14 protein-coding genes are annotated in these 20,562 nt (G+C 67.0%); 4 read left to right on the top strand and 10 right to left on the bottom strand.

Annotation, left to right across the window (positions count from 1 at the left end):
- Window positions 1-7 precede the first annotated feature (7 nt).
- Together DIR46_RS00800 and DIR46_RS00805 are read left to right on the top strand one after the other, a co-directional pair.
- Window positions 8-1,309: a helix-turn-helix domain-containing protein gene (locus DIR46_RS00800; RefSeq protein WP_109343545.1), complete on the top strand. Its 1,302-nt coding sequence runs from the start codon at window positions 8-10 to the stop codon at window positions 1,307-1,309.
- Entirely contained in the window at window positions 1,306-2,889 is a 1,584-nt protein-coding gene (locus DIR46_RS00805) for a GH39 family glycosyl hydrolase (protein ID WP_109343546.1), read from the top strand. Before DIR46_RS00800 ends, DIR46_RS00805 begins: the two co-directional genes overlap by 4 nt.
- 4 nt (window positions 2,890-2,893) lie before the next feature.
- On the opposite strand, the gene DIR46_RS00810 is transcribed toward DIR46_RS00805, so the two are convergent.
- Window positions 2,894-3,649, bottom strand: coding sequence for a hypothetical protein (locus DIR46_RS00810; protein ID WP_162819357.1), 756 nt, complete (start codon window positions 3,647-3,649; stop codon window positions 2,894-2,896).
- A gap of 202 nt (window positions 3,650-3,851) precedes the next feature.
- Here DIR46_RS00810 and DIR46_RS00815 point away from each other — a divergent pair, with 202 nt between their 5' ends.
- Window positions 3,852-4,052 (top strand): hypothetical protein, encoded by a 201-nt coding sequence (locus DIR46_RS00815; protein WP_109343548.1) that lies wholly within the window; start codon window positions 3,852-3,854, stop codon window positions 4,050-4,052.
- Window positions 4,053-4,058: 6 nt separating this feature from the next.
- Here the strand turns inward: DIR46_RS00815 and DIR46_RS00820 are convergent, their stop codons facing one another.
- From DIR46_RS00820 to DIR46_RS00845, 6 genes are read right to left on the bottom strand one after another with little or no spacing between them, the layout of a single operon-like run.
- On the bottom strand, window positions 4,059-4,694 hold the full coding sequence (locus DIR46_RS00820) for a class I SAM-dependent rRNA methyltransferase (protein ID WP_109343549.1): 636 nt from the start codon (window positions 4,692-4,694) through the stop codon (window positions 4,059-4,061).
- Window positions 4,695-4,736: 42 nt separating this feature from the next.
- On the bottom strand, window positions 4,737-5,822 hold the full coding sequence (locus DIR46_RS00825; protein ID WP_109343550.1) for an SGNH/GDSL hydrolase family protein: 1,086 nt from the start codon (window positions 5,820-5,822) through the stop codon (window positions 4,737-4,739).
- Window positions 5,823-5,869: 47 nt separating this feature from the next.
- Window positions 5,870-8,746 (bottom strand): glycoside hydrolase family 31 protein, encoded by a 2,877-nt coding sequence (locus DIR46_RS00830; RefSeq protein WP_109343551.1) that lies wholly within the window; start codon window positions 8,744-8,746, stop codon window positions 5,870-5,872.
- A gap of 31 nt (window positions 8,747-8,777) precedes the next feature.
- A complete protein-coding gene (locus tag DIR46_RS00835) occupies window positions 8,778-10,445 on the bottom strand; it encodes a GH35 family beta-galactosidase (RefSeq protein ID WP_229446448.1) in 1,668 nt (555 codons plus the stop codon).
- A gap of 35 nt (window positions 10,446-10,480) precedes the next feature.
- Window positions 10,481-12,778 carry a glycoside hydrolase family 95 protein gene (locus DIR46_RS00840; protein ID WP_109343553.1) on the bottom strand — a complete coding sequence of 766 codons (2,298 nt, stop codon included), beginning with the start codon at window positions 12,776-12,778 and terminating at the stop codon, window positions 10,481-10,483.
- The gene (locus DIR46_RS00845; protein WP_109343554.1) at window positions 12,775-14,961 is read right to left on the bottom strand and encodes a beta propeller repeat protein; all 2,187 of its coding nucleotides are present in this window, start codon (window positions 14,959-14,961) and stop codon (window positions 12,775-12,777) included. Before DIR46_RS00845 ends, DIR46_RS00840 begins: the two co-directional genes overlap by 4 nt.
- A gap of 193 nt (window positions 14,962-15,154) precedes the next feature.
- Between DIR46_RS00845 and DIR46_RS00850 the strand changes: the two genes are divergently transcribed.
- Window positions 15,155-16,732: an aldehyde dehydrogenase (NADP(+)) gene (locus DIR46_RS00850; RefSeq protein WP_109343555.1), complete on the top strand. Its 1,578-nt coding sequence runs from the start codon at window positions 15,155-15,157 to the stop codon at window positions 16,730-16,732.
- A gap of 22 nt (window positions 16,733-16,754) precedes the next feature.
- On the opposite strand, the gene DIR46_RS00855 is transcribed toward DIR46_RS00850, so the two are convergent.
- The 3 genes from DIR46_RS00855 to xylF form a co-directional block, all read right to left on the bottom strand.
- On the bottom strand, window positions 16,755-17,897 hold the full coding sequence (locus tag DIR46_RS00855) for a sugar ABC transporter permease (protein ID WP_109343556.1): 1,143 nt from the start codon (window positions 17,895-17,897) through the stop codon (window positions 16,755-16,757).
- Window positions 17,898-17,912: 15 nt separating this feature from the next.
- On the bottom strand, window positions 17,913-19,436 hold the full coding sequence (gene xylG / locus DIR46_RS00860) for a D-xylose ABC transporter ATP-binding protein (RefSeq protein WP_109343557.1): 1,524 nt from the start codon (window positions 19,434-19,436) through the stop codon (window positions 17,913-17,915).
- 71 nt (window positions 19,437-19,507) lie between these two features.
- Window positions 19,508-20,524, bottom strand: a complete 1,017-nt coding sequence (gene xylF, locus DIR46_RS00865) for a D-xylose ABC transporter substrate-binding protein (RefSeq protein WP_205289055.1) — start codon at window positions 20,522-20,524, stop codon at window positions 19,508-19,510.
- Window positions 20,525-20,562: the final 38 nt, after the last annotated feature.

Consider the following 20,562-nt stretch of genomic DNA (forward strand, 5'->3'; position numbering starts at 1 on the left):
GCACGCCATGCACGCCTTCCAACGCCGGGCGCTGCTGGCCTTCGTGGGGCTGCTCATGGCGAGCATCCTGCTTGGCCTCGCCGGTTACCGCCGCAGCTTCCTCGACGTCGCGCTCCTGAGCGGTCCGGGCGACGGCCAGGCGGCCTGGCGCGTCGTTCCGGGTGGCGACGCGTCGGCCGGCGGCGCATCGAACGTGCGGGTGCTCGACGACGGCCGGCGCCTGCGCATGGCGCTGACCGTCGCCAGCGGCCCGGCCTATCCCTACGCACAAGCGAATCTGTTCTTCGCGGGAGCGGACGGAGAGCCGGCGCACGCCGACCTGACGCGTTATGCCTCGATATCCTTCGTCGCCACCTGCGCGCCGCGCAATACCTTGTCGCTGGTGGCGCCAACCTTCGAGGAGGGACTGTCCCGGCGCGGCGACCCGGCCAGCTACCGCGCTCCCGCGAGCTTCTTTTCCTGCAGCGAGCAAGGCAGCCGGGTCGAGCTGGACCTGACGCGCATGGAGACGCCGCAATGGTGGTTCGCCCATTCGGGGCTGCCGCTGTCGCGCCAATCCTACAGCCTGGACCAGGTGCCCAAGCTGGCCATCGGCAGCACTTTCCAGACGCCGCGCGACGTGCCGCTGGTGGTCGACGTCAGCAGCCTGACCTTGCACGGCCGCGACCTGCGCTGGATCTTCGTTCCCGCCACGGCCCTGCTGCTCGCCTGGGCCGGCTTCGGCCTGTGGCTGTTCCGCGCCCACGCGCGCGCCCTGCGCCGCGAGCTGCAGGACAAGCTGCAGAAGGACTTGCCGATCGTGGCCTACCAGCAGCTCTCGCTCGAGCTCCCGCTCGAGCCGCGCCGCGACCGCGAAAAGGCGGCCATCCTGCAGGCGCTGGCGAGCCGCTACTCTGATGCCGAACTGGACCTCGACGCCGTGGTGCAGGCCGCCGGCGTCAATCGCAACAAGGTCAACGAGATCCTCAAGGCCGAACTGGGCTTCACCTTCACCGGCTACCTGAACAAGCTGCGCCTGACCGAGGCCGCGCGGCTGCTGGCCGAAAAGGGATCGGCCACGGTTTCCGAGATCGCCCACACGGTCGGCTACAACAACGCCTCTTACTTCAACAAGCTGTTCAGGCAGGAGTATGGCTGCACGCCAAAGGCGTTCCGCGCCTCGCTGTCCGGCGCGCCGGATGCGGTTGCGGGTCAGGACACCTGCACTGACACGTCCGGCACGATTGCTTCAACTATCCGCATGACCCACGCCACGGCGGGCGGCGCGGCGTATGCTGGCCATTCCTCACCACGGAAATGCGATCCATGAGAATTCAGCCATTCGTCCGGCCCTTGCTGGCCGCCGCGTTGACATTGACTTTCAGCGCGCTGCCTTTCAGCGCGCTCGCGCAGCAGCGCACTATCGACGTCGACGTCACCCAGGTCCAGGGCAAGCTCGACCGCATGTTCAACCTGTCGGTCGGCGCCGGCCGCGCCAACGAAGGCTTGCGCGCCGACTGGCAGCAGCAACTGGCCGAGATCCGGCGCGACGCGGGCTTTCGCTACATCCGCTTCCACGGCCTCCTGTCCGACGACATGGGCGTGTACCGGATCGACGCCCAGGGCAAGGAACAGGTCAACTTCCAGTACATCGATGCGCTGTTCGACTATCTGCTGAGCATTGGCATCAAGCCCTTCGTCGAGCTGGGCTTCATGCCCAATGCCATGGCCAGCGGCAGCAAGACGATCTTCTGGTGGCGCGGCAACGTCACGCCGCCGCGCGACTATGGCCAATGGGAGCGCTTGATCGAGGCCCTCGCGCGGCACTGGACCGAACGCTATGGCCGCGACGAGGTGGCGAGCTGGTACTTCGAGGTGTGGAACGAACCGAACCTGGACGGCTTCTGGGCCGGGACCCAGGACGAGTACTTCCGCTTGTACACCCACGCGGCGCGCGCCATCAAGCGCGTCGACCCGGCCTACCGGGTCGGCGGGCCCGCCACGGCCGGCGCGGCCTGGATACCCGAGATGATCGCCCATGCCGACAAGAACAAGGTGCCGCTGGACTTCGTCAGCACCCATTCCTATGGCGTGAGCCAGGGCTTCCTGGACGAATTCGGCACCACCGGGACGATCCTCAGCAAGGACGACATGGCGGTGGCCAGCGACGTGCTGAAAAACCGCAAGGAAATCGCCGCCTCCCCCATGCCGAAGCTCGAGCTGCACTACACCGAATGGAGTTCGTCCTACACCCCGGCCGATCCGACCCACGACAGCTACCATCAGGCCGCCTATATCCTGAAAAAGCTCAAGCAGAGCAGCGGCGCCGTGCAGTCGATGTCGTACTGGGTCTTTACCGATATCTTCGAGGAGCCCGGTCCGCGCTTCGAGGCCTTCCACGGCGGCTTCGGCCTGATGAACACGCAGGGCATCAAGAAACCGGCCTATTTCGCCTACCAGTTCCTGAACCAGCTCGGCCACACCGAGCTGAAGAACGCGGACAAGGATTCCTGGGCGACGCGCGACGACAAGGGCAATGCCCAGGTCCTGCTATGGGACGTGACCCATACGCTGCCCGACAAGGTCAACAACCAGCAGTTCTACGCCAGGGACTTGCCCCCGAAGGTTAAGGGCCAGGTTGCGGTGACGCTGCGCGGCCTGAAGCCGGGCGCCTATGCGATGACGGTGTCGCAGGTCGGCTACAAGCAGAACGACGCCTTCACCGCCTATATCGGCATGGGCTCGCCGAAGCAACTGACCCGGCAGCAGGTAACGACGCTCAAGGCCCACGCCACCGGCAAGCCGTCGCGGCAACAGACGGTCACCGTCGGCGCCGATGGACGGCTGGCCACCAGCCTGCCGCTGCGCGAGAACGACGTCTACCTGCTCCAGTTCGCCCCGGCAAAATGATGGGTCAGCCTTTCGCCAGGATGGCGGCGATCGCCGCATCGGAGCGCTTGTAGAACGCCGGCCACTCCTGGTCATAGCTGGCCCTCGCCTTTTGCGTGAGCGCGCCTCTGGAGGTAAAGATGTGCCGCAGGCTGCCGTCGCGCTGCACGACGACTGCGGGCGTGACGATCTCCGACTCGATGACCTTCTCGCCCGGGTTCTTCACGATCGGCGCGAAGCGGCCGGGGACTTCATGGACCTGGACCCGGCCGTCCGCTCGCTGCCGGATTTGGATGATCCTGGTCTCACCAGGCCCCATGGCGTCGCGCAGCCGCGCGACGCCGGCATACGCCTCACGCGCCGCCCGGGCATCGAAGCCTCTTTGCAGCATGTCGACCACGACACCGAAACCGCCGAGGTATTTCTCGATGGCCGGGTCGACCGGCTGCGGCCGCTTGAGACCTTGCCAGGCCATGCCGAGCATGTCGACCATGGAGGCGCTGTCGAGCCCGGTCGCAGCGGCCGGTGCTGCGACGTCGGGCACCGGGGACGGCGCCGTCGCCACGGCGGCAGCGGAAGTGTCCATTGAGCTGGAGATGACGGTCGACGCGCCATCAGGGTGACGCGGATAGGTTGCCGGACCGCCGGCGGCCGCATCCGCCGGCTGCCGTGTCTCTGCACCCGCATTGGCCGTCGGCTGCGGCCACCAATCGAATGCTGCGCAAGCTGTCAGCCCGAGGACCGAGCCGGCGATCGCTGCACGCGCCAAGAACAATTTCATCGCGACCTCCCTGAATGTGCGTCGATAGAGGGAGTATGATGACGCGCACCGCGGGCGGCTTTTTATATCTATGACAAGGCAATCGCCGGTCAGGCCGGTGTGGCGGCGAGCATTGGCCGCGACATCCGGCTGCGTTAGAATCCTACAACGCCGGTCGCTCCGATCCGGCGTTCACTGGTCACGCAACGATACGGGAAACGATATGGCAAAGAAAGAAGAAGAACTGGACGAAGAAACATTGGCGTTCATCCAGTGGTGCATCGAAGTGGAAGGTTTCCTGGTCGCCGGCGGCGCCACCGTCCAGCAAGCCCAGGATCATATCGAGGAAGAGATCGAATGGTTCACCGACCAGTTCTACGACTCCCTCACACCCGAGGAGGCCGCGAAGGAAGCGCTGGCCTGAAAACCCTCAGCGCGGGTAGGTGAAGCCGGTGCGGATATCCATCGGCGCCAGCTTCTCGCGGGTGCGCACCATCAGGCGCTGCGGCGGCTCCTCGCCGGCCAGGGCGCCCGGCGCGAACGGCAATCCTTCGGCCTTGCGCACCAGCGCGTCGCAACGCTCGTAGACGTTGGGACAGCCGGTGGCGGCCAGCAGCGCCTGCACTACCGGCACCTTCCACAGGTCGACGCCGCCGGCGTTGAACTGGCAGACCAGGTAGCCGCCAGGGCCACCATAGCCCTGCACCACCAGGCCAGGCAGGCCGTCCTTCTCCCCGTCGACCAGCTGGATCAGCGCATCCGGCCCGACCGCACGCCAGGTATCGAGACGGCGTTCGATGGCGGCGCCCACGCGGCGCTTGATCAGCGCATGGTCGATCGCTTCATCCTCGCGCAGGGTCCAGACACGGGCCGCGATCTGCGACTTGCCGTTGTAGGCGGCGCGCGCCAGGAAGCGGCGCGACGACGACTGCACGACGGCGGTGACGCCGATCTTGTTGCGTTCGTGCGGCTTGCCCTCGACTTTCTCGATGGCGGACTGGTAGATCCACGGGTCGCCGGCAAGGATGGATGGTTCCTTGCCCTGCTTGATGGTGATGATGAGCATGTGCGGCTTTCTTGATGAAGGCCGGCATGATACCGCACTCGCCTACCACCCCATTCTTTGCCGCACAAAAGCAGTCAGCAAGTCGGCATTCGCCTGGTGCTGCGCCACCCGCGGGTGCTTGCCATAGCCGGTGAACGGGAAGAACAGCGTATCGATGCGCCGGTCGCCCGCTGCCTGGAGATTCCCGACCGCTGTCTTGACGTAGCCCGGCCACGGCGAACCGGGCCGGGTCGCATCCATGCTGCCGAGCGCACAGACGATATAGGCGTTCGGATACAGCGACCGCACACGCGCGACGAAGGCCTGGTAAGCCGCGATCCGCTGCGCCTCATCGGGTTCCGGCTGCAGCTTGTGGTCGCGCCCGATCAGCCAGCTGTCGTTCTGCATAAGGTTCACCACCACCACGTCCGGCGTCCAGCGCGAGAAGTCCCAGCGGCTGTCGTTGTCGCCGACGGCGCTCAGCTGATCGTAGAAATCGGGCATGGTGAACGGGAACCAGCTGATCATGATGCCGATGCCGCCCTGCGAGGTGAAATGCGCCTCGGCGCCCAGCTGGCGGGCCGCGATCGCGGCATAGGAGCGGTAGTTGTTCTTGTCCTTGCCGTGATGGTCCTCGCCATCGTCAGGGGCTTCGTTGCCCATGCCGCTGGTGATGGAATCGCCGAAGAACTCGATCCGCCGTCCCGGCCTGGCCGGCGGCGGCTGCAATGACGCTGTATCGTCCAGCTCCAGGCCGAGGAACACGGTGGCGCCCTCCTCGCCCTCAGTGCGCTTGGTCAGCAGCAGCCGATGCGCGCCAGGCCTCAGCCCGTTGGCCACCAGATAGCGCTTCTTGCCCTTGTCGAGCTGCAGGATGATCGGGCGCTCGGTGTCGCCGTCGAGGAAGACGTTGTAATAGTTCTTGCCATGCTGGTCGTCGAGGACGATGGCCAGCGAAGTGCCGGTGAAGGTGGCCGCCACCGACGTGCCGGGCCAGCTCAGCACCGGCGCGCGGCGGTCGCCGACATCGATTCGTCCGGTGTACTGCAGGTGCTGGTGGTCGGGCGCCACCGTCTCGAGCGCGCAGGCTGGCGCCAGGGCGAGGAGACCAGCCAGGACCAGGCCAGCCGCGTAGGGAATGATGTTCATGGATTCCAGTCGAAAGAGCCGGGCACGCGCACGCGCCCGGCACATGGTTACAGCTTGACGCTCACCGGCTTGCCGTCATAGATCACCGACTTGTCCGCCGCATCCATGTCGGCCGCGGTCGACACGCCAGGCTTGATGACGCGCACGCGGAACTCGCGCTTCTCCACCATACCCTGGTAGCGGCCGACGCGCTCGCCGATCCGCACCACGCCTGCCTTGTCGTCGTAGCTGATCGGAATGCGGCTGGCTTCGCCGCGCTGGTAGGCATTCGTCACGCCGTCGTCCTCGTACAGGGTCGCCACGCCATTCGCCCCGGCGTAGACGAACACCGTCAGCGGCGCATCCGGCTTCTCGTCGACGTACTGGGTCACCGGGCCGGCGGTGATCACCGAACCCGCCCTGACGAACAGCGGCATGCGCTCGCGCGGCGCGGCGATGGTGCGGGTGGCGCCGCCCTGGTGACGCTCGCCGGTATGGAAGTCATACCAGTCGGCGCCGGCCGGCAGGTAGACCTGGCGCTGGCGCGCCTTGTACGCGTAGACCGGCGCCACCAGGAACGAAGGCCCGAACATATACTGGTCCTTGACGTTCCTGGCCTTGTCGTCGTTCGGGAAGTCCATCGCCAGGCCGCGCATCATGGTGCCCGAGCGGTAGTGGGTATCGGATGCGACGGTGTAAATATACGGCATCAAACGGTAGCGCAGCTTCAGCCACCACACCATATTGTCGCGCATCGCGTCGTCGCCGGCGGCGATGTTGTAGATCTCGCGCTTGACCACCTCGCCGTGCGAACGGAACAGCGGCGTGAAGGCGCCGAACTGGAACCAGCGATGGTTCAGCTCGCGCCACTCTTCCATGTCTTCCGGATTGGCCGCGGTGCTGCGGGTAGCGCGGTTTTCCTGGGCCGAGCCGACGTCGCCGGTCTGGAACCGCACTTCCTGGGCGTAGCCGCCGATGTCGTGGGTCCAGTTCGGAATGCCCGACATCGACATATTGGTGCCCGACGCGATCTGGTCGTACAGATTGTTCCAGCGCCCGACCGTGTCGCCGCTCCACACCGCCACCGCGTTCCTCTGGATGCCCGCGAAGCCCGAGCGCGACAGGATGAACTGGCGCTTGTCGGGCTGGTCGCGCTTCAAGCCATCGATCATGGCCCCGGTGCTCACCAGGCTGTAGGGATTGAAGGTGATCTCGCCGGCGCCGTAGACGGTCGGACCGATCAGCTGCTTGAAGTCTTCCAGGCGGCTGTTCGACAGCACGTCGGGCTCGGTATTGTCCATCCACCAGGCGTCGAAGCCCAGGTCGACCAGCTTCGGCTTGAGCTGGCGATAGTAGATCTCGCGTGCCTCCTTGGTGTACGGGTCGTAGTGGCTGTTCAGGTAACCCTTGCCGACCCAGTCGCGCGAGCCGTTCTCGACGTTCTTGGTCCACATATGGCCCTTGGACGCCAACTCCTTGTAGTTGTCGGTATTGGCGTAGAACTTGCCCCACACCGACAGCATGATGCGCGCATTCTGCTTGTGGACGGCGTCGACCATGCCTTTCGGATCCGGGAAGCGGGTCTTGTCGAAGTCGTGCGAGCCCCAGCCATCCTCGGGCCAGTAGAACCAGTCCTGCACGATGTTATCGAGCGGCCAGCCACGCTTGCGGTATTCGCCCAGCGCGTCGAGCAGCTGCTGCTGCGTCTCGTAGCGCTGGCGCGACTGCCAGAAGCCATAGGCCCATTTCGGCATCATTGGCGCCTGGCCTGTCAGGTGGCGGTAGCCGGCGATCGCGCCATCCATGCTGTCGGCGCTGATCACGTGGTAGTTGATCGCCTCGGCGATCTCGGACGACATGGTCAGCGAATGGCGCTCGGGCGCCGGCAGCGGGTTGTTGTGGGTGATGGCCACCATGCCGCCCGACGGCTTCCATTCCAGGTGCAGCTTGACCGGCCTGTTCTTCTCGAAATGGACCTCGAAGTTGTGGTACCACGGGTTCCAGCCCATGCGCCACACGTCCATCACTTCCTTGCCGTCCACCGTCAGCCTGGCGTAGTCCGACGAATAGAGCTGCATCTTGTGCACGCCCGGCTTGTCGCTGCTCATGGTGCCTTCCCACACCACGCGCACGTTCTTGAGGTCCTTGGCCGGCTTGAGTTCCTTCGGCCAGTTCTCGTCCACGTCCTTCAGGTACTGGTAGTCGATGTCCTTTTCCTGGCGCGTCAGCGCCAGCTTGCCGTCGACGTAGTAGCGCGCGGTCAGGCCGGCCTGCCTGCCGTCAAGGCTGCGCAAGACCAGGTCGCGCGACATATGGTCATAGGGCGTGGCGTCGCCGAAGCGCGAGATCGCGTTGTTGTCCCACAGGAGGCCGTAGCCCTTGTCCGACACCACGAACGGCACGGCGGCGATCATATTGTGCTGGGCCAGCAGCACGTCCTCGCCGTTGTAGTTCATCTGGTTGTTCTGGTGCTGGCCCAGGCCGTAATAGGCGTCCTCCGTGCCGTGGTTGAAGCCCTGCTTGATCGCCAGGAAGGGCTTGCCGCCGACGTCCACCGGTTTCATCGACTCGGACGCCTGGGCCAGGAAGCGCTTGCCGGCGGCGTCGAAGAACTGGACCTGGCCGTCCTTGAGCGAGACTGTGGCGGCGATCTTGCCGGCCTTGAGCTGCACCGCATCCTTGCCCGGCGCCACCGTGAATGCGCATTTGTCGGCGCAGGGCGTGGCCACCGTCATCAGCGAAGGCGTGAGCTTCCTGTTTTCCTCGGCGAGCTTGACCACCTGGATGATGTTGTCGCTCATGAGGTTCAGGCGCACCACCTTGGCGCCGGTGTCGGGCCTGACCTCGATGCCGGTGGCGGTCTGCTGGAAAGTGCCCGCATGGGCCTGGAGCCCGGAGGCGAGGAACAGCACCGCGGCTGCCACCTGGGTCTGTCTCGTACACATACGCATTGTCGATCTCCTGTCTTCGTCGTTGTTATTCCTGGTAGGTCCCGAGCCTGACCTTCAGCACCACCGGTGTCGCCGGCAGGTTGAGGCCATAGTCCGTCTGGTCGCCGTTCCAGTTGCGCTCCATGACCCAGCGGCCATTGGCGTCGAAACGCCCTTCCTCCACCCGCGCCAGCAGCGAGGGCTTGCCCGCGTTCGGGCCATCGCCCGCGAACTTGACCCGCGCCTGCTGGCCGACGAGCACGAACTCGTTCTCCCCGACCTGGGCGATGGCCACGCCGCCGCCCGGCTTCTCGGTTCCTTCCTTGTATTCGCTCTTGTCCTTCAGGTACTGGCGCTCGCCGAACTGGAATTCGCGGAACGACACGGTCGCCTTCCAGCCCTGCAGCGCCACCGTCTGCGGCGCGCGGTCGTCGCCCTCTGCCACGCCATGGGTGCGGCCCTCGAAGGCCCAGCGCGCCCACTGGCGCTGCATCGGCGCGAACACGCCATACACGCTGGCGAACGGCGCGATCATGCGGCGGTCGGTGAACTTCGAGCCCAGCGGGTAATTGCTGTAGTCGAAGTAGTCGAGCCCGAACGGCGCCACGCCCAGGGCGCCCATGCCGACGATCTGGTACACATAGCGCGCATAGCCCGCCGCATTGCCCATCTCCGGCACCATCAGCGCGTTGTCGGGCCGCTGGTAGGATTTCAGCACCGCCGTCACCTTGTTCGATTCCGGCATGTAGATGTCGGGCGCCGCCAGGTCGATGTGCGGCGCCGCCGCCTTGTAGATGTCGATCACGTCCCAGGTCGGCCCGCCGCTGGCGAAGTCCGATTTCCACGGCGCCGCAGGCTTGCCGTCGAGCGAAGGCGCGCGCAGGGCGGCATTGACGAACATCGGCAGGTCGTACGCCGCGCGCCCCGCGCCGGCGATCGACTCGATATAGCTGGCGATGGCCCAGGAATGGAAGTACTGGTCGGCGTAGTCGCCATACACCTGGCGCCAGTTGCCCTGGGTCACGCCCGCCACCTTCGGCTTCTGGCGCGCCAGCACCGCGGCAGGCACCGGCTGGCGGAAGGCCGCCTCGGCCCTTTCGCCATGGTCGCGCGCGACGCCGTAGGTGCCCACCTCGTTCTCGACCTGCACCATGATCACCGTACGGTGGCCGCTGTCGATCTTCCTGATGTGCTCCATCATCCTGACGAAGGCGCGGCGATCGAGCGCCAGGGTCTGCTCGCCGAACGGCGAATGGCTGTAGACCGTCTTGCCGTCCTTGTCCTTCATGCGCGGGAAGCGTCGGTTGTCGAACTTGACCCACTCCGGCAGGTAGCCCGGCCCCGTGTTCTTCCAGGTACCGAACCAGACGATGACGAGCCTGATATCGTTTTCACGCGCCTGCGCAATCAGGGTGTCGAGGAAGCTGAAGTCGAACTCCCCTTCCTTCGGCTCCACCTGTTCCCATGCGACCGGCATCTCGAGGGTATTGGCGTGCGCATCCTCCAGCGCCGCCCAGACCTTGGGCAAGGCGCCCGGATAGTTGCTGGAGTTGTGGGCCTGGCCGGCCAGCATCAGGAACGGCGCGCCGTCCACCATCAGGGCGTGCCGGCCATCTTTTTCGACGAGCCGCGGCAGCTCGGGGTCGGCGGCCGCCGCACCGGCGCTGGCCAGCATCAGGCATAGCGGCGCCAGGCGGCGGGCGATCTGGTTCATGGTCATGCTGGTCGTCTCCTTGATTGTCGTTTTTGTCATTGGCGTAACTGCGCCGCGTCCAGGCTGCGGCCCTGGCCCTTGGCCAGATCGATCTCGATGCGCTTCGCGCCGTAGCGGACCTTGACGGGACCGCCCTTCCCGGCCAACGCACGCACGGTGGCGCCCTGCAGGCGTCCATCGGCCCAGCGCAGGTCCACTTCATAACCTCCACGCGCACGCAATCCCTTCACCGCGCCGCGCGCCCAGGTCGACGGCAGCGCCGGCAACAGGTGCAGCTCGCCGCCCTGCGATTGCAGCAGCATTTCGGCGATCGCCGCGGTGGCGCCGAAATTGCCGTCGATCTGGAACGGCGGATGGGCGTCGAGCATATTCGGATAGGTGCCGCCTGCATTGTTATGCTCCGAAAAGATGCCGGCCTGTTCGGAAGCGCGAGCCCCTGGCGCCGCCAGCAGGCCGCGCAGCATCCGGTGGGCGCGGTCGCCGTCGTGCAGCCTGGCCCAGAACGCCATCTTCCACGCCATCGACCAGCCGGTGCCGGCGTCGCCGCGCGCTTCCAGGCTGCGGCGCGCGGCGCGGGCGAGGTCCGGCGTGCGCACGGCATCGATCTGGCGTCCCGGGAACAGCGCGAACAGGTGCGATACGTGGCGGTGGGTGTCCTGTGGCGTGTCGAGCACCGGGTCCTTCTTCTCTTCCAGCCATTCGAGCAGCTGGCCCCAGCTGCCGATGCGCGGGCCGGCGAGGCGGTCGCGCATGGCGGCCAGTGTTGCGCGCAGCTCCGGATCGACCTGCAGGATGCCGGCCGCCTCGACCGTGTTGTTGAACAGGTCCCACACGATCTGCTGGTCGTAGGCGACGCCATCCTCGACCGGGCCGTGTTCGGGCGACCAGCCCTGCGGCGCGACCAGGCGCCCGTTCGGCAGCTCCTTCAGATAGTCCTGCCAGAAGGCGCTGGCCTCCTTCATCACCGGATAGGCCACCTCGCGCAGGAAGAGGTCGTCGCGCGTGAAGGCATAGTGTTCCCAGAAGTGCTGGGCATACCAGGCGTTGCCGGTCTTGTTCCACAGGTAGTCCATGGCGCCGAAGGGATTCGACTCGGTGCGCAGGGTCCAGCCGCGCACCGGCTGGCCGTCGCCGCGGCGGAATTCGTCGGCCGTGGCGCGCCGCCACACCGGGGCCACGCCGCTGACGAAATCGAAGAATGGCAGCGCCAGCTCGCCCAGGTTGGTCACCTCGGCCGGCCAGTAATTCATCTGGATGTTGATGTTGGTGTGGTAGTCCGCATTCCACGGCGGCGTGAGACTGTTGTTCCACAGGCCCTGCAGATTGGCCGGGAGCGAGCCGCGCGAACTGGACGCCAGCAGGTAGCGGCCGTACTGGAAGTACTGGGCCTCCAGCTCCGGGTCGCCACCCGTCTTGGTGTAGGCCAGCAGCCGCGCATCGGTCGGCAGCGCACGACGTTCCGCCGGCGTCTCGCCCAGGTCGATCGCCACGCGTTTCAGCAGGCGCCCGATATCCTCGGCGTGTTCCTCGAGAAGCGCCGCTGGCGTCCGCTCGGCGGCCTTGTCCACCTGTGCGGTCACGCGCGCCAGCGGATGCCCGCCCTCGAAGTTGCGGGCGGCGTCGAGCACGTAACTGGTGCCGGCGCCCAGGATCAGGGTCAGGCCATCCGCGCCCGCGAAAGCGAGGCGCTCGCCGTCGGCGACCAGCTTGCCGCCATCGCTGATCACCTGCACCTGGCTGGCATAAGACATCACGTTGGCGCTCGGCGCCTGGCCGGACGGCGCGAAGCCGGCCAGCGTGCCCGACGCATACAGGCGGCCGTTCGCCACCGCGAGGTGGGCGCCATGGCGGTCGGTCAGGGCCACGGCGCCGGTGTGGCGGCCAGGCCGGTCGGCCGTCAGGCGCAGCACGATCACCTGGGCCGGGTAGCTCGCCCAGGCCTCGCGCCGGTAGCGCACCCCGCCATGCGTATAGGTCACCGTATGGACGCCACGCACGAGGTCGAGCGTGCGGCGGTAGTCGGTCACGCCGCTCTCGTGGCCTGGCAGCTCGACCAGCAGGTCGCCGAAAGGCTGGAAGGCGCCCATGGTCCGGTCGTCGCCGGTCCACAGCGTGATGTCGTTGAACTGCAGGTGCTCGCGGCCGGGCTGGCCGAACACCATGGCCCCGATGCGGCCATTGCCGATCGGGAGCGCCTCTTTCTCCCAGCCCTGGTCATTGTCCTGGGCCGGCCGGTCGTAGCGCAGCACCATCTCGGGCGCTGCAAGCGCGCCCGCCGCCAGCACGAAGGCGCAGGCGCCCAGCAGGAGGCGCAGGCTGAAGAATATCTTCATGCCGGGCCAGGCCTTCCATAGACGATGCCCCGCCCGGCGGTGCTCATGTAGACCACGCCGAAGCGGTTCATGTCGCCGACGATGAAGTGGCCGTCGCCGGGACCGCCGTACTGGTGGGCGTCGTCGTTGATGCGCTGCCAGCTGCGCCCGAGGTCGAGCGAGCGGTGAATGCCGCGCACGCCCTTGATGCTGCCCCAGATGTACACGGTCGGTTCGGCCTTGCCCGGGGCGGCCTTGCCGAAACCGACCGCGCCGCAGTAGCCGACGCCGGCCAACGGCGCGAAGCTGGCGCCGCCGTCGCGCGAGCGCACCAGGCCGCCGTCCTTGAGCGCCACCCACAGGTCGCCCTCGCGGCCCGGCAGCGCGCGAATCAGTGTCGAACCACCCGACGGCAGGCTGGCGCGCGGTGCGAAGCTGGCGCCGGCATCCAGGCTGGCCATCAGTGCCTTGCCGTCATAGGCATAGAACACCTTCGGGTCGACCGGATCGGCGACGGCGCGCAGGTCGCGCCCGGCCAGGCCCGCCACCCGCGTCCAGCTGGCGCCATCGTCGGCCGACCGGTACAGGGTCGAGGAGCCCTGCGGCGCATGGACGAGGGTCGCGCCGTCGCTCGACATCGCGACCTTCCCGCGCTTGCCCTGCAGCGCCAGGGTCTGCGTCCAGGTCATGCCGCCGTCACGCGTGATCAGCATCGCATCCCCCACCCTGACCATGCTGCCCTGGCGGCGGGCGGCGGCATCGAGCCCTGTGGTGGTGCCGATCTCGGGCCGGTGGATGCGGCCCGGGCGCGCCGGATCGTCGTGCACGAAGCCGTCGTAGTCACCGATGGCGGAAACCAGCGGCGCACCCGGCAGGCTGACCAGGCCGAGCGGCACCGTCTCTTCCAGGCCTTTCACGGTAAACGTCCAGATGGCGGGCGTGGCGTCGATATCGGGCGTGCGGAATACGCCGTTGCCGGACGTGACCCACACCGCACGCGGGTCGAGCGGATCGAATTCGACCGAACCGGCCCAGTGGATCGCATGGCCTTCGAGCCAGGGCACGCCGGCCGCGTCGCGCTGGAAGCCGCGCGCGATCACGTCGACCCAGCTGGCGCCGGCATCGGTGGACACATAGACGCGGTCGCCGCGCGCATCGCCCTGCGCGATGAAGGTATTGATGGTGGAGACCACCAGCCGCCCGGGATTGCCCGGGTCGACGCTGATCCCTGCGAACGGCCGGTTCGAGCCCACCGGCGTGACGTTGCGCCAGGCGCCGCTGGCGATGTCGTATTGCCAGACCTGGCCGCGGTCGATCGGCTCGCTGCCGCTCTTGTCCGGGTGCGGGCCGGCGCCGTTGGCATAGGTGATGTACAGCTTGCCGGCCCCGTCGAAGGCCGCGCGCTGTGGCATCATCCCGGCCGGGCTGCGCGCCACCGGCACGAAACTTGCGCCGGCGTCGTCGCTGCGGTACAGGTTCGGGCCGACGCCGCCGAAGCGCGAGACGCCGACGAACAGCCGCTGCGCGCGGCCATTTTTCACGCTCGCCGGGTCCGGCAGCACGATGTTCAGGCCCACGTCGTTGGGCGTGGTCGTCACGGCCAGCGCCGGGTTACGCTGCCAGGTGGCCCCAAGGTCGGCGCTCTCGAACAGGCCGTCGCGGCGCGAGCCGAGGTAGAGGCGCTTGCTGGCGCCCGGGTCGACGGCCAGCCGTTCGCCGCCCTGGCGTCCGAAGCCGTTGCCGTGGGTCCTGAACTGGTGGCTGACGTCGACCACGTCGAAGGTCTTGCCATAATCGTTCGAACGCAGGATGGCGGTCCGCCCGCCGTTCAGGTAGGCGATCCCCGCCAGCAGCCACACCCTGGCGGCGTTGTCGGGGTCGATCGCCAGCGCGTCGATGCCCAGGAAGCCCGTCTGGTCCTCGCCCACCCAGTCGAGCAGCGGCGTCCAGCGGCCGTCTCTTGCGCGCCACCGGTAGGCGCCGCCCACGTCGGTACGGGCGTATGCGACGCCCGGTTCGCTGCGGCTCGGCACGATCGCGGTCACGAAGCCGCCGCCGCCGATCGCGACGCTGTCCCAGACATAGCTGGCGCCGTCCTGGACGACAGGGGCGGCCATGGCCACGGCGGCGACGCACACGGTCGCAACCACACCCATGGTCGAGCGCCAACCCATGCCGGGTCGACGGGCGATCGTGGTACGCATCTTGTCTCCTGCCTGTCTTTATTATTGGATTGCTTGCAACCATGCTAATCAATACAGATGGCGCTTGCAACAAAAATGTTCGCGCTAACAGAAAACGTTATCATTTGGGCTGAATGTTCTATCGACGATCCCGCAACAGCGCCTGATTGCGTATGACATCAACAACCCGACCAATTCCAACTAGGAGATCCACATGAATATCAGCGGCGAAATGATCATCGGCCACCAGATCCTGCGCGGCAGCGCCGGCGTCGTCCGCGCCTACGATCCCGCGCGCAAGCAGGACCTGGAGCCCGAATTCGGCCTGGCGACGCCGTCCGACCTGGCCCGCGCCTGCGAACTGGCCGATGCAGCCGTCGAGCCCTATCGCGCCCTGCCCCTGGAACAGCGCGCACGCTTCCTGGAGACGATCGCCCAGCGCATCCTCGACCTGGGCCCGCTGCTGATCGAACGCGCAGGCCAGGAAAGCGGCTTGCCGGCGGCTCGCCTCGAGGGCGAGCGCGGCCGCACCGTGAACCAGCTGCGCCTGTTCGCCAAGGTGGTCCGCGACGGCCACTTCCTGGAAGCCACCCTGGATTCGGCCCTGCCCGATCGCACCCCGCCACGCCCCGACCTGCGCATGCGCAAGATCCCGCTCGGCGCGGTCGCCGTCTTCGGCGCCAGTAACTTCCCGCTCGCGTTCTCGGTGGCCGGTGGCGACACCGCGTCGAGCCTGGCCGCCGGCTGCCCGGTCGTGGTCAAGGCCCACAACGCCCACCTCGGCACCTCGGAGCTGGTCGGCAAGGCCGTGCTGCAGGCGGCGCTCGAATGCGGCATGCCGGAAGGCGTGTTCTCGCTGCTGATCGGCGAAGGCAATCAGATCGGCGGCGATCTGGTGAGCCATCCGGCGATCCGCGCCGTCGGTTTCACCGGCTCGCGCGCAGGCGGCCTGGCGCTGGCCCAGATCGCCGCCAGGCGCAAGGAACCGATTCCCGTGTATGCCGAGATGAGCAGCATCAATCCGGTCTACCTGCTGCCGGGCGCGCTGGAAGCGGGTGGCGCCAGGCTGGCCGGCGCCTTCGTCGATTCCCTGACCCTGGGCGTCGGCCAGTTCTGTACCAATCCCGGCCTGGTGATCGGCCTGGCAGGCCCGCAGCTCGACGCCTTCCGCGACGCCGCCGCTGCCGCGCTGCAGCTCAAGCCGGCCGGCACCATGCTCACGGCCGGCATCCATCAGGCCTACGACAACGCCACGGCCAAGCGCGCGGGCGTGAGCGGCGTGCAACTGGTGGCGAACGGCAGCCAGGAAGGCCCCGGCTGCGCCGCGCGCGCCGCCCTCTACCAGTGCGACGCCGCGACCTTCCTCGCCAACCCTGCGCTCGAAGAAGAAATCTTCGGACCGGTGTCCCTGATCATCGCCTGCCGCACTGAAGACGAGCTCCTGGCCGTGACCCGCCACCTCGAGGGCCAGCTGACCGCCACCGTACACGCGGTCGAGGGCGACCACGCGCTGGCCGGCGCCTTGCTGCCGCTGCTGGAGCGCAAGGTGGGCCGCATCCTGTTCAACGGCTTCCCGACCGGCGTCGAGGTGTCGTATGCGATGGTACACGGCGGGCCGTTCCCGGCGACCTCGGATGCGCGCAGCACATCGGTCGGCGCGACCGCGATCGAGCGCTTCCTGCGCCCGGTGTGCTACCAGGACGTGCCGGCAGGCCTGCTGCCGGAAGCGCTCAAGGACGGCAATCCGCTCGGGATCGTGCGTCTGGTGGATGGTGAAGTGAAGCTGGCGTAATCGTTAGCCACCTGGCCGCGCGTCAGCGGGTATTGCTGCGCGTGGCCACATCCAGCCACACGGCCAGCGTCAGGATCAAACCCTTGACGATCATCTGCCAGTAGGCGTCGACGTCGAGCATCGACATGCCGTTGTCCAGGCTGGCCATCACCAGTGCGCCGACCAGGGCGCCGTGCACGGTGCCGGCGCCGCCGCGCATCGAGGTGCCGCCGATGAAGCAGGCCGCGATCACATCCAGCTCCGCCGATACGCCGGCCGACGGCGAGCCGGCCGCCAGGCGCGCGGTATTGATCAGGCCGGCCAGCGCGCACATCAGCCCCATCAGGCCGAAGATCCACAGTTTCACCTTGCGCACGTCGATGCCGGACAGGCGGGTCGCCTCCATATTGCTGCCCACCGCATAGATGCGGCGGCCGAACACGGTCTGGCGCGCGATGTAGCTGAACACGCCCAGCAGGGTCAGCAGAATCAGCACCGGCAGCGGAATGCCCTCGTAGCTGTTGAACGTGGAGATCAGGCCGGCCAGCACCGCGCCGACGAGAAGCACACGAAACACCGAGCGCCACATCGCAATCACCGGCAAGCCATGGCGCGCCTGGTTGACCCGCTGGCGCCAGGCCAGCACGCCGGCCAGCGCGAACAGCAGCACGCCCAGCCCGATCCCCCACACAGGCGGCAGATACGCCTGCCCGATCTGCTCGAAGCCCGGCGAGACCGGCGCCACGGTGGCGCCGTCGGTCAGGCCCAGCACCACGCCGCGGTAGGCCAGCATGCCCCCGAGCCCGACGATGAAGGACGGTATGCCGGCATAAGCGGTGAGATAGCCGTTGAGGAAGCCGCACAGGAGGCCCGCGCCCAGCACCACCGCGATCGACAGCGGCAACGGCATGCCATGGGTGACGTCCAGCACCGCCGCCATCCCGCCCAGCAGGCCCAGGAGCGAACCGATCGACAGGTCGATCTCGCCGGCGATGATGACGAACACCATGCCGCAGGCCAGGATGCCGGTGATCGACATCTGGCGCATCAGGTTCGAGACATTGCGGGCCGAGGTGAAGCCGCCCTCGGTCATCCAGTGGAAGAAGGTCCAGATCAGGGCGACCGCCACCAGCAGCGCCAGGATCTTGTATTGGGTGAACAGCCGCTTGAGAGTCGTTGTATCCATGGTGTGATTTGCTTGTCAGGCCTGGCCCAGGGCGGCGGCCAGCACCGTCTCCTGGCTCAGGCCATCGTTGATGAATTCTCCGCGCAGCTTGCCTTCGCCCAGCACCAGTACGCGGTCGGACACGCCCAGCACCTCGGCCAGCTCGGACGAGACCATGACGATGGCGATGCCCTGCGAGGCCAGTTCCAGCATCAGGCGGTAGATCTCGAACTTGGCGCCGACGTCGACGCCGCGCGTCGGCTCGTCGAGGATCAGCACCTTGGGGCCGGTCAGCAGCATCCGGGCCAGCACCGCCTTCTGCTGGTTGCCGCCCGAGAGCGCCGTGATCGGCAGCGCGGGGCTGGCGGTCTTGAGCGCCAGGCGCGCGATCTGTTCGCCAATCGCGCTGGCTTCCTCGCCGTCGTCGATGCGGCTCAGGTGCGTATAGCGCTGCAGCACCGACAGCGTGATGTTCTCGCCCACCGACAGGTCGCGCACGATGCCGTGGTGCTTGCGGTCCTCGGGCACCAGGGCGAAGCCGGCGCGGATCGCCTTCAAGGGGTCCGAGGCGTCGACTTTTCGCCCTTCGAGCCAGACCTCACCCTCATGGCGTCCCGGATAGGCGCCGAAGATCGCCGTCACCAGCTCGGTGCGGCCGGCGCCGACGATGCCGGCGATGCCGAGGATCTCGCCACGGCGCACCTGGAACGAGACGTCGTCCACTTTCTTGCGGCGCGGATTCTCGGGGTCGTAGCAGGTGATGTGGCGCGCTTCCATCACGACGTCGCCGATGTCATGCGGGAGCAGCGGATACATCTGGTTCATCTCTCGCCCGCACATCTGGGCGATGATCCGGTCCACGCTCATTTGCGGCATCGGCGTGGTGGCGATGTGCTTGCCGTCGCGGATGACGACGATGGTGTCGCAGATGGCCGCCACCTCTTCGAGCTTGTGCGAGATGTAGACGCAGGCCACGCCGCGCGCCTTGAGGTCGCGCACCGTCCCGAGCAGCACCTCGATCTCGGAGGCGCTGAGCGATGCCGACGGTTCGTCCAGGATCAGCAGGCGCGCGTTCTTGTTCAGCGCCTTGCCGATCTCGATCAGCTGCTGGTGGCCGCCGCCGTAATGCTTCACCGGCAGCACCACGTTCACGTCCGGCAGGCGCAGGCCGCGCAGGATTTCCTCGGCGCGCCGGTTCATCGCCGGATAGTCGAGCCGGCCGCCGGGCAAGGTGATCTCGTTCCCCAGGAAGATGTTCTCGGCCACCGACAGCTCGGGCACCAGCATCAGTTCCTGGTGGATGATGATGATCCCCGCTGCTTCGGTCTCGCGCACCGAGCGCGCACGGAGCGGCTGGCCGTCCCACAGGATCTCGCCATCCCAGCTGCCGTGCGGGTAGACCGCCGACAGCACTTTCATCAGGGTCGACTTGCCGGCCCCGTTCTCGCCGCACAGGCCGACGCACTCGCCTGGCCGGATCGCCAGGTCGATGCCGTCCAGCGCCGGCACCCCGTCGAATCGCTTGGCGATTCCCTTCATTTCAAGCAGATAGCCCGACATCGCAAGACTTCCAAGGCGTGAAAAAATCCCCGGACCGCGGTAGCGGGCACGGGGAAAGGAGAGATCCGGGCTTATTTGCCGGCCAGCTGGCCCTGGGTATAGAACCCGTCCTTCACCAGCATGTCGACGTTCGACCTGGTCAGCAGGATCGGCTTGAGCAGGACGGTGCTGACCTGCTTGTAGCCATTGTTGATCTGCGAGTTATAGGCCGGCTTTTCATTGCGGACCAGTTGCACGGCGAGAAGGGCGGCGCTGGTGGCGATGGTCTTGAGCGGCTTGTAGACCGTCATGGCCTGGGTGCCCGCGATCACACGGCGCACGGCGGCCAGGTCGGCGTCCTGGCCCGATACCGGCACCTTGCCGGCCAGTTTCTGCGCGGCCAGCGCCTGGATCGCGCCGCCGGCGGTGGCGTCGTTGGACGCGACCACGGCGTCGATCATGTTGCCGTTGGCGGTGAGCGCATTCTCGACGATCGACATCGCCTCGGACGCGCTCCAGTCCTTGACCCACTGGCGGCCGACCACCTTGATGTCGCCCTTGTCGATCAGCGGCTGCAGCACCTTCATCTGGCCTTCGCGCAGGATCTTGGCATTGTTGTCGGTCGGCGCCCCGCCCAGCAGGTAGTAGTTTCCCTTGGGTTTCAGGCCGACGATCGACTGCGCCTGCAGCTCGCCCACCGCCTTGTTGTCGAACGAGATGTAGGCGTCGACGTCGGCATTGAGGATCAGGCGGTCGTACGACAGCACCTTGATTTTCGCCTTCTTCGCTTCGCGGATCGCATTGTTCAGGACCGTGGCGTTGTAAGGCACGATCACCAGCACGTCGACGCCGCGCGAAATCAGGTTCTCGATCTGGGCGATCTGGCGCTGCTCGCTGGCATCGGCCGATTGCACATAGACCTTGGCGCCAAGCTTCTCGGCGGCGCCGATGAAGTAATCGCGGTCGCGCGTCCAGCGCTCCAGGCGCAGGTCGTCGATCGAGAAGCCGATCTTGGGGTTCCTGGCGTCGGCCATGCCCGGGCCGGATGCGAACAGCAGCGCGCAACCGAGTCCGATGGCGACGCCCATCTTCGTGAAGCCTTGGTTCATCGTTGTCTCCTTTATTGTCGGCGCGCGCGCTTGCGCGA

The organism is Massilia oculi, assembly GCF_003143515.1.
Classification (GTDB): Bacteria; Pseudomonadota; Gammaproteobacteria; order Burkholderiales; family Burkholderiaceae_D; genus Telluria; species Telluria oculi.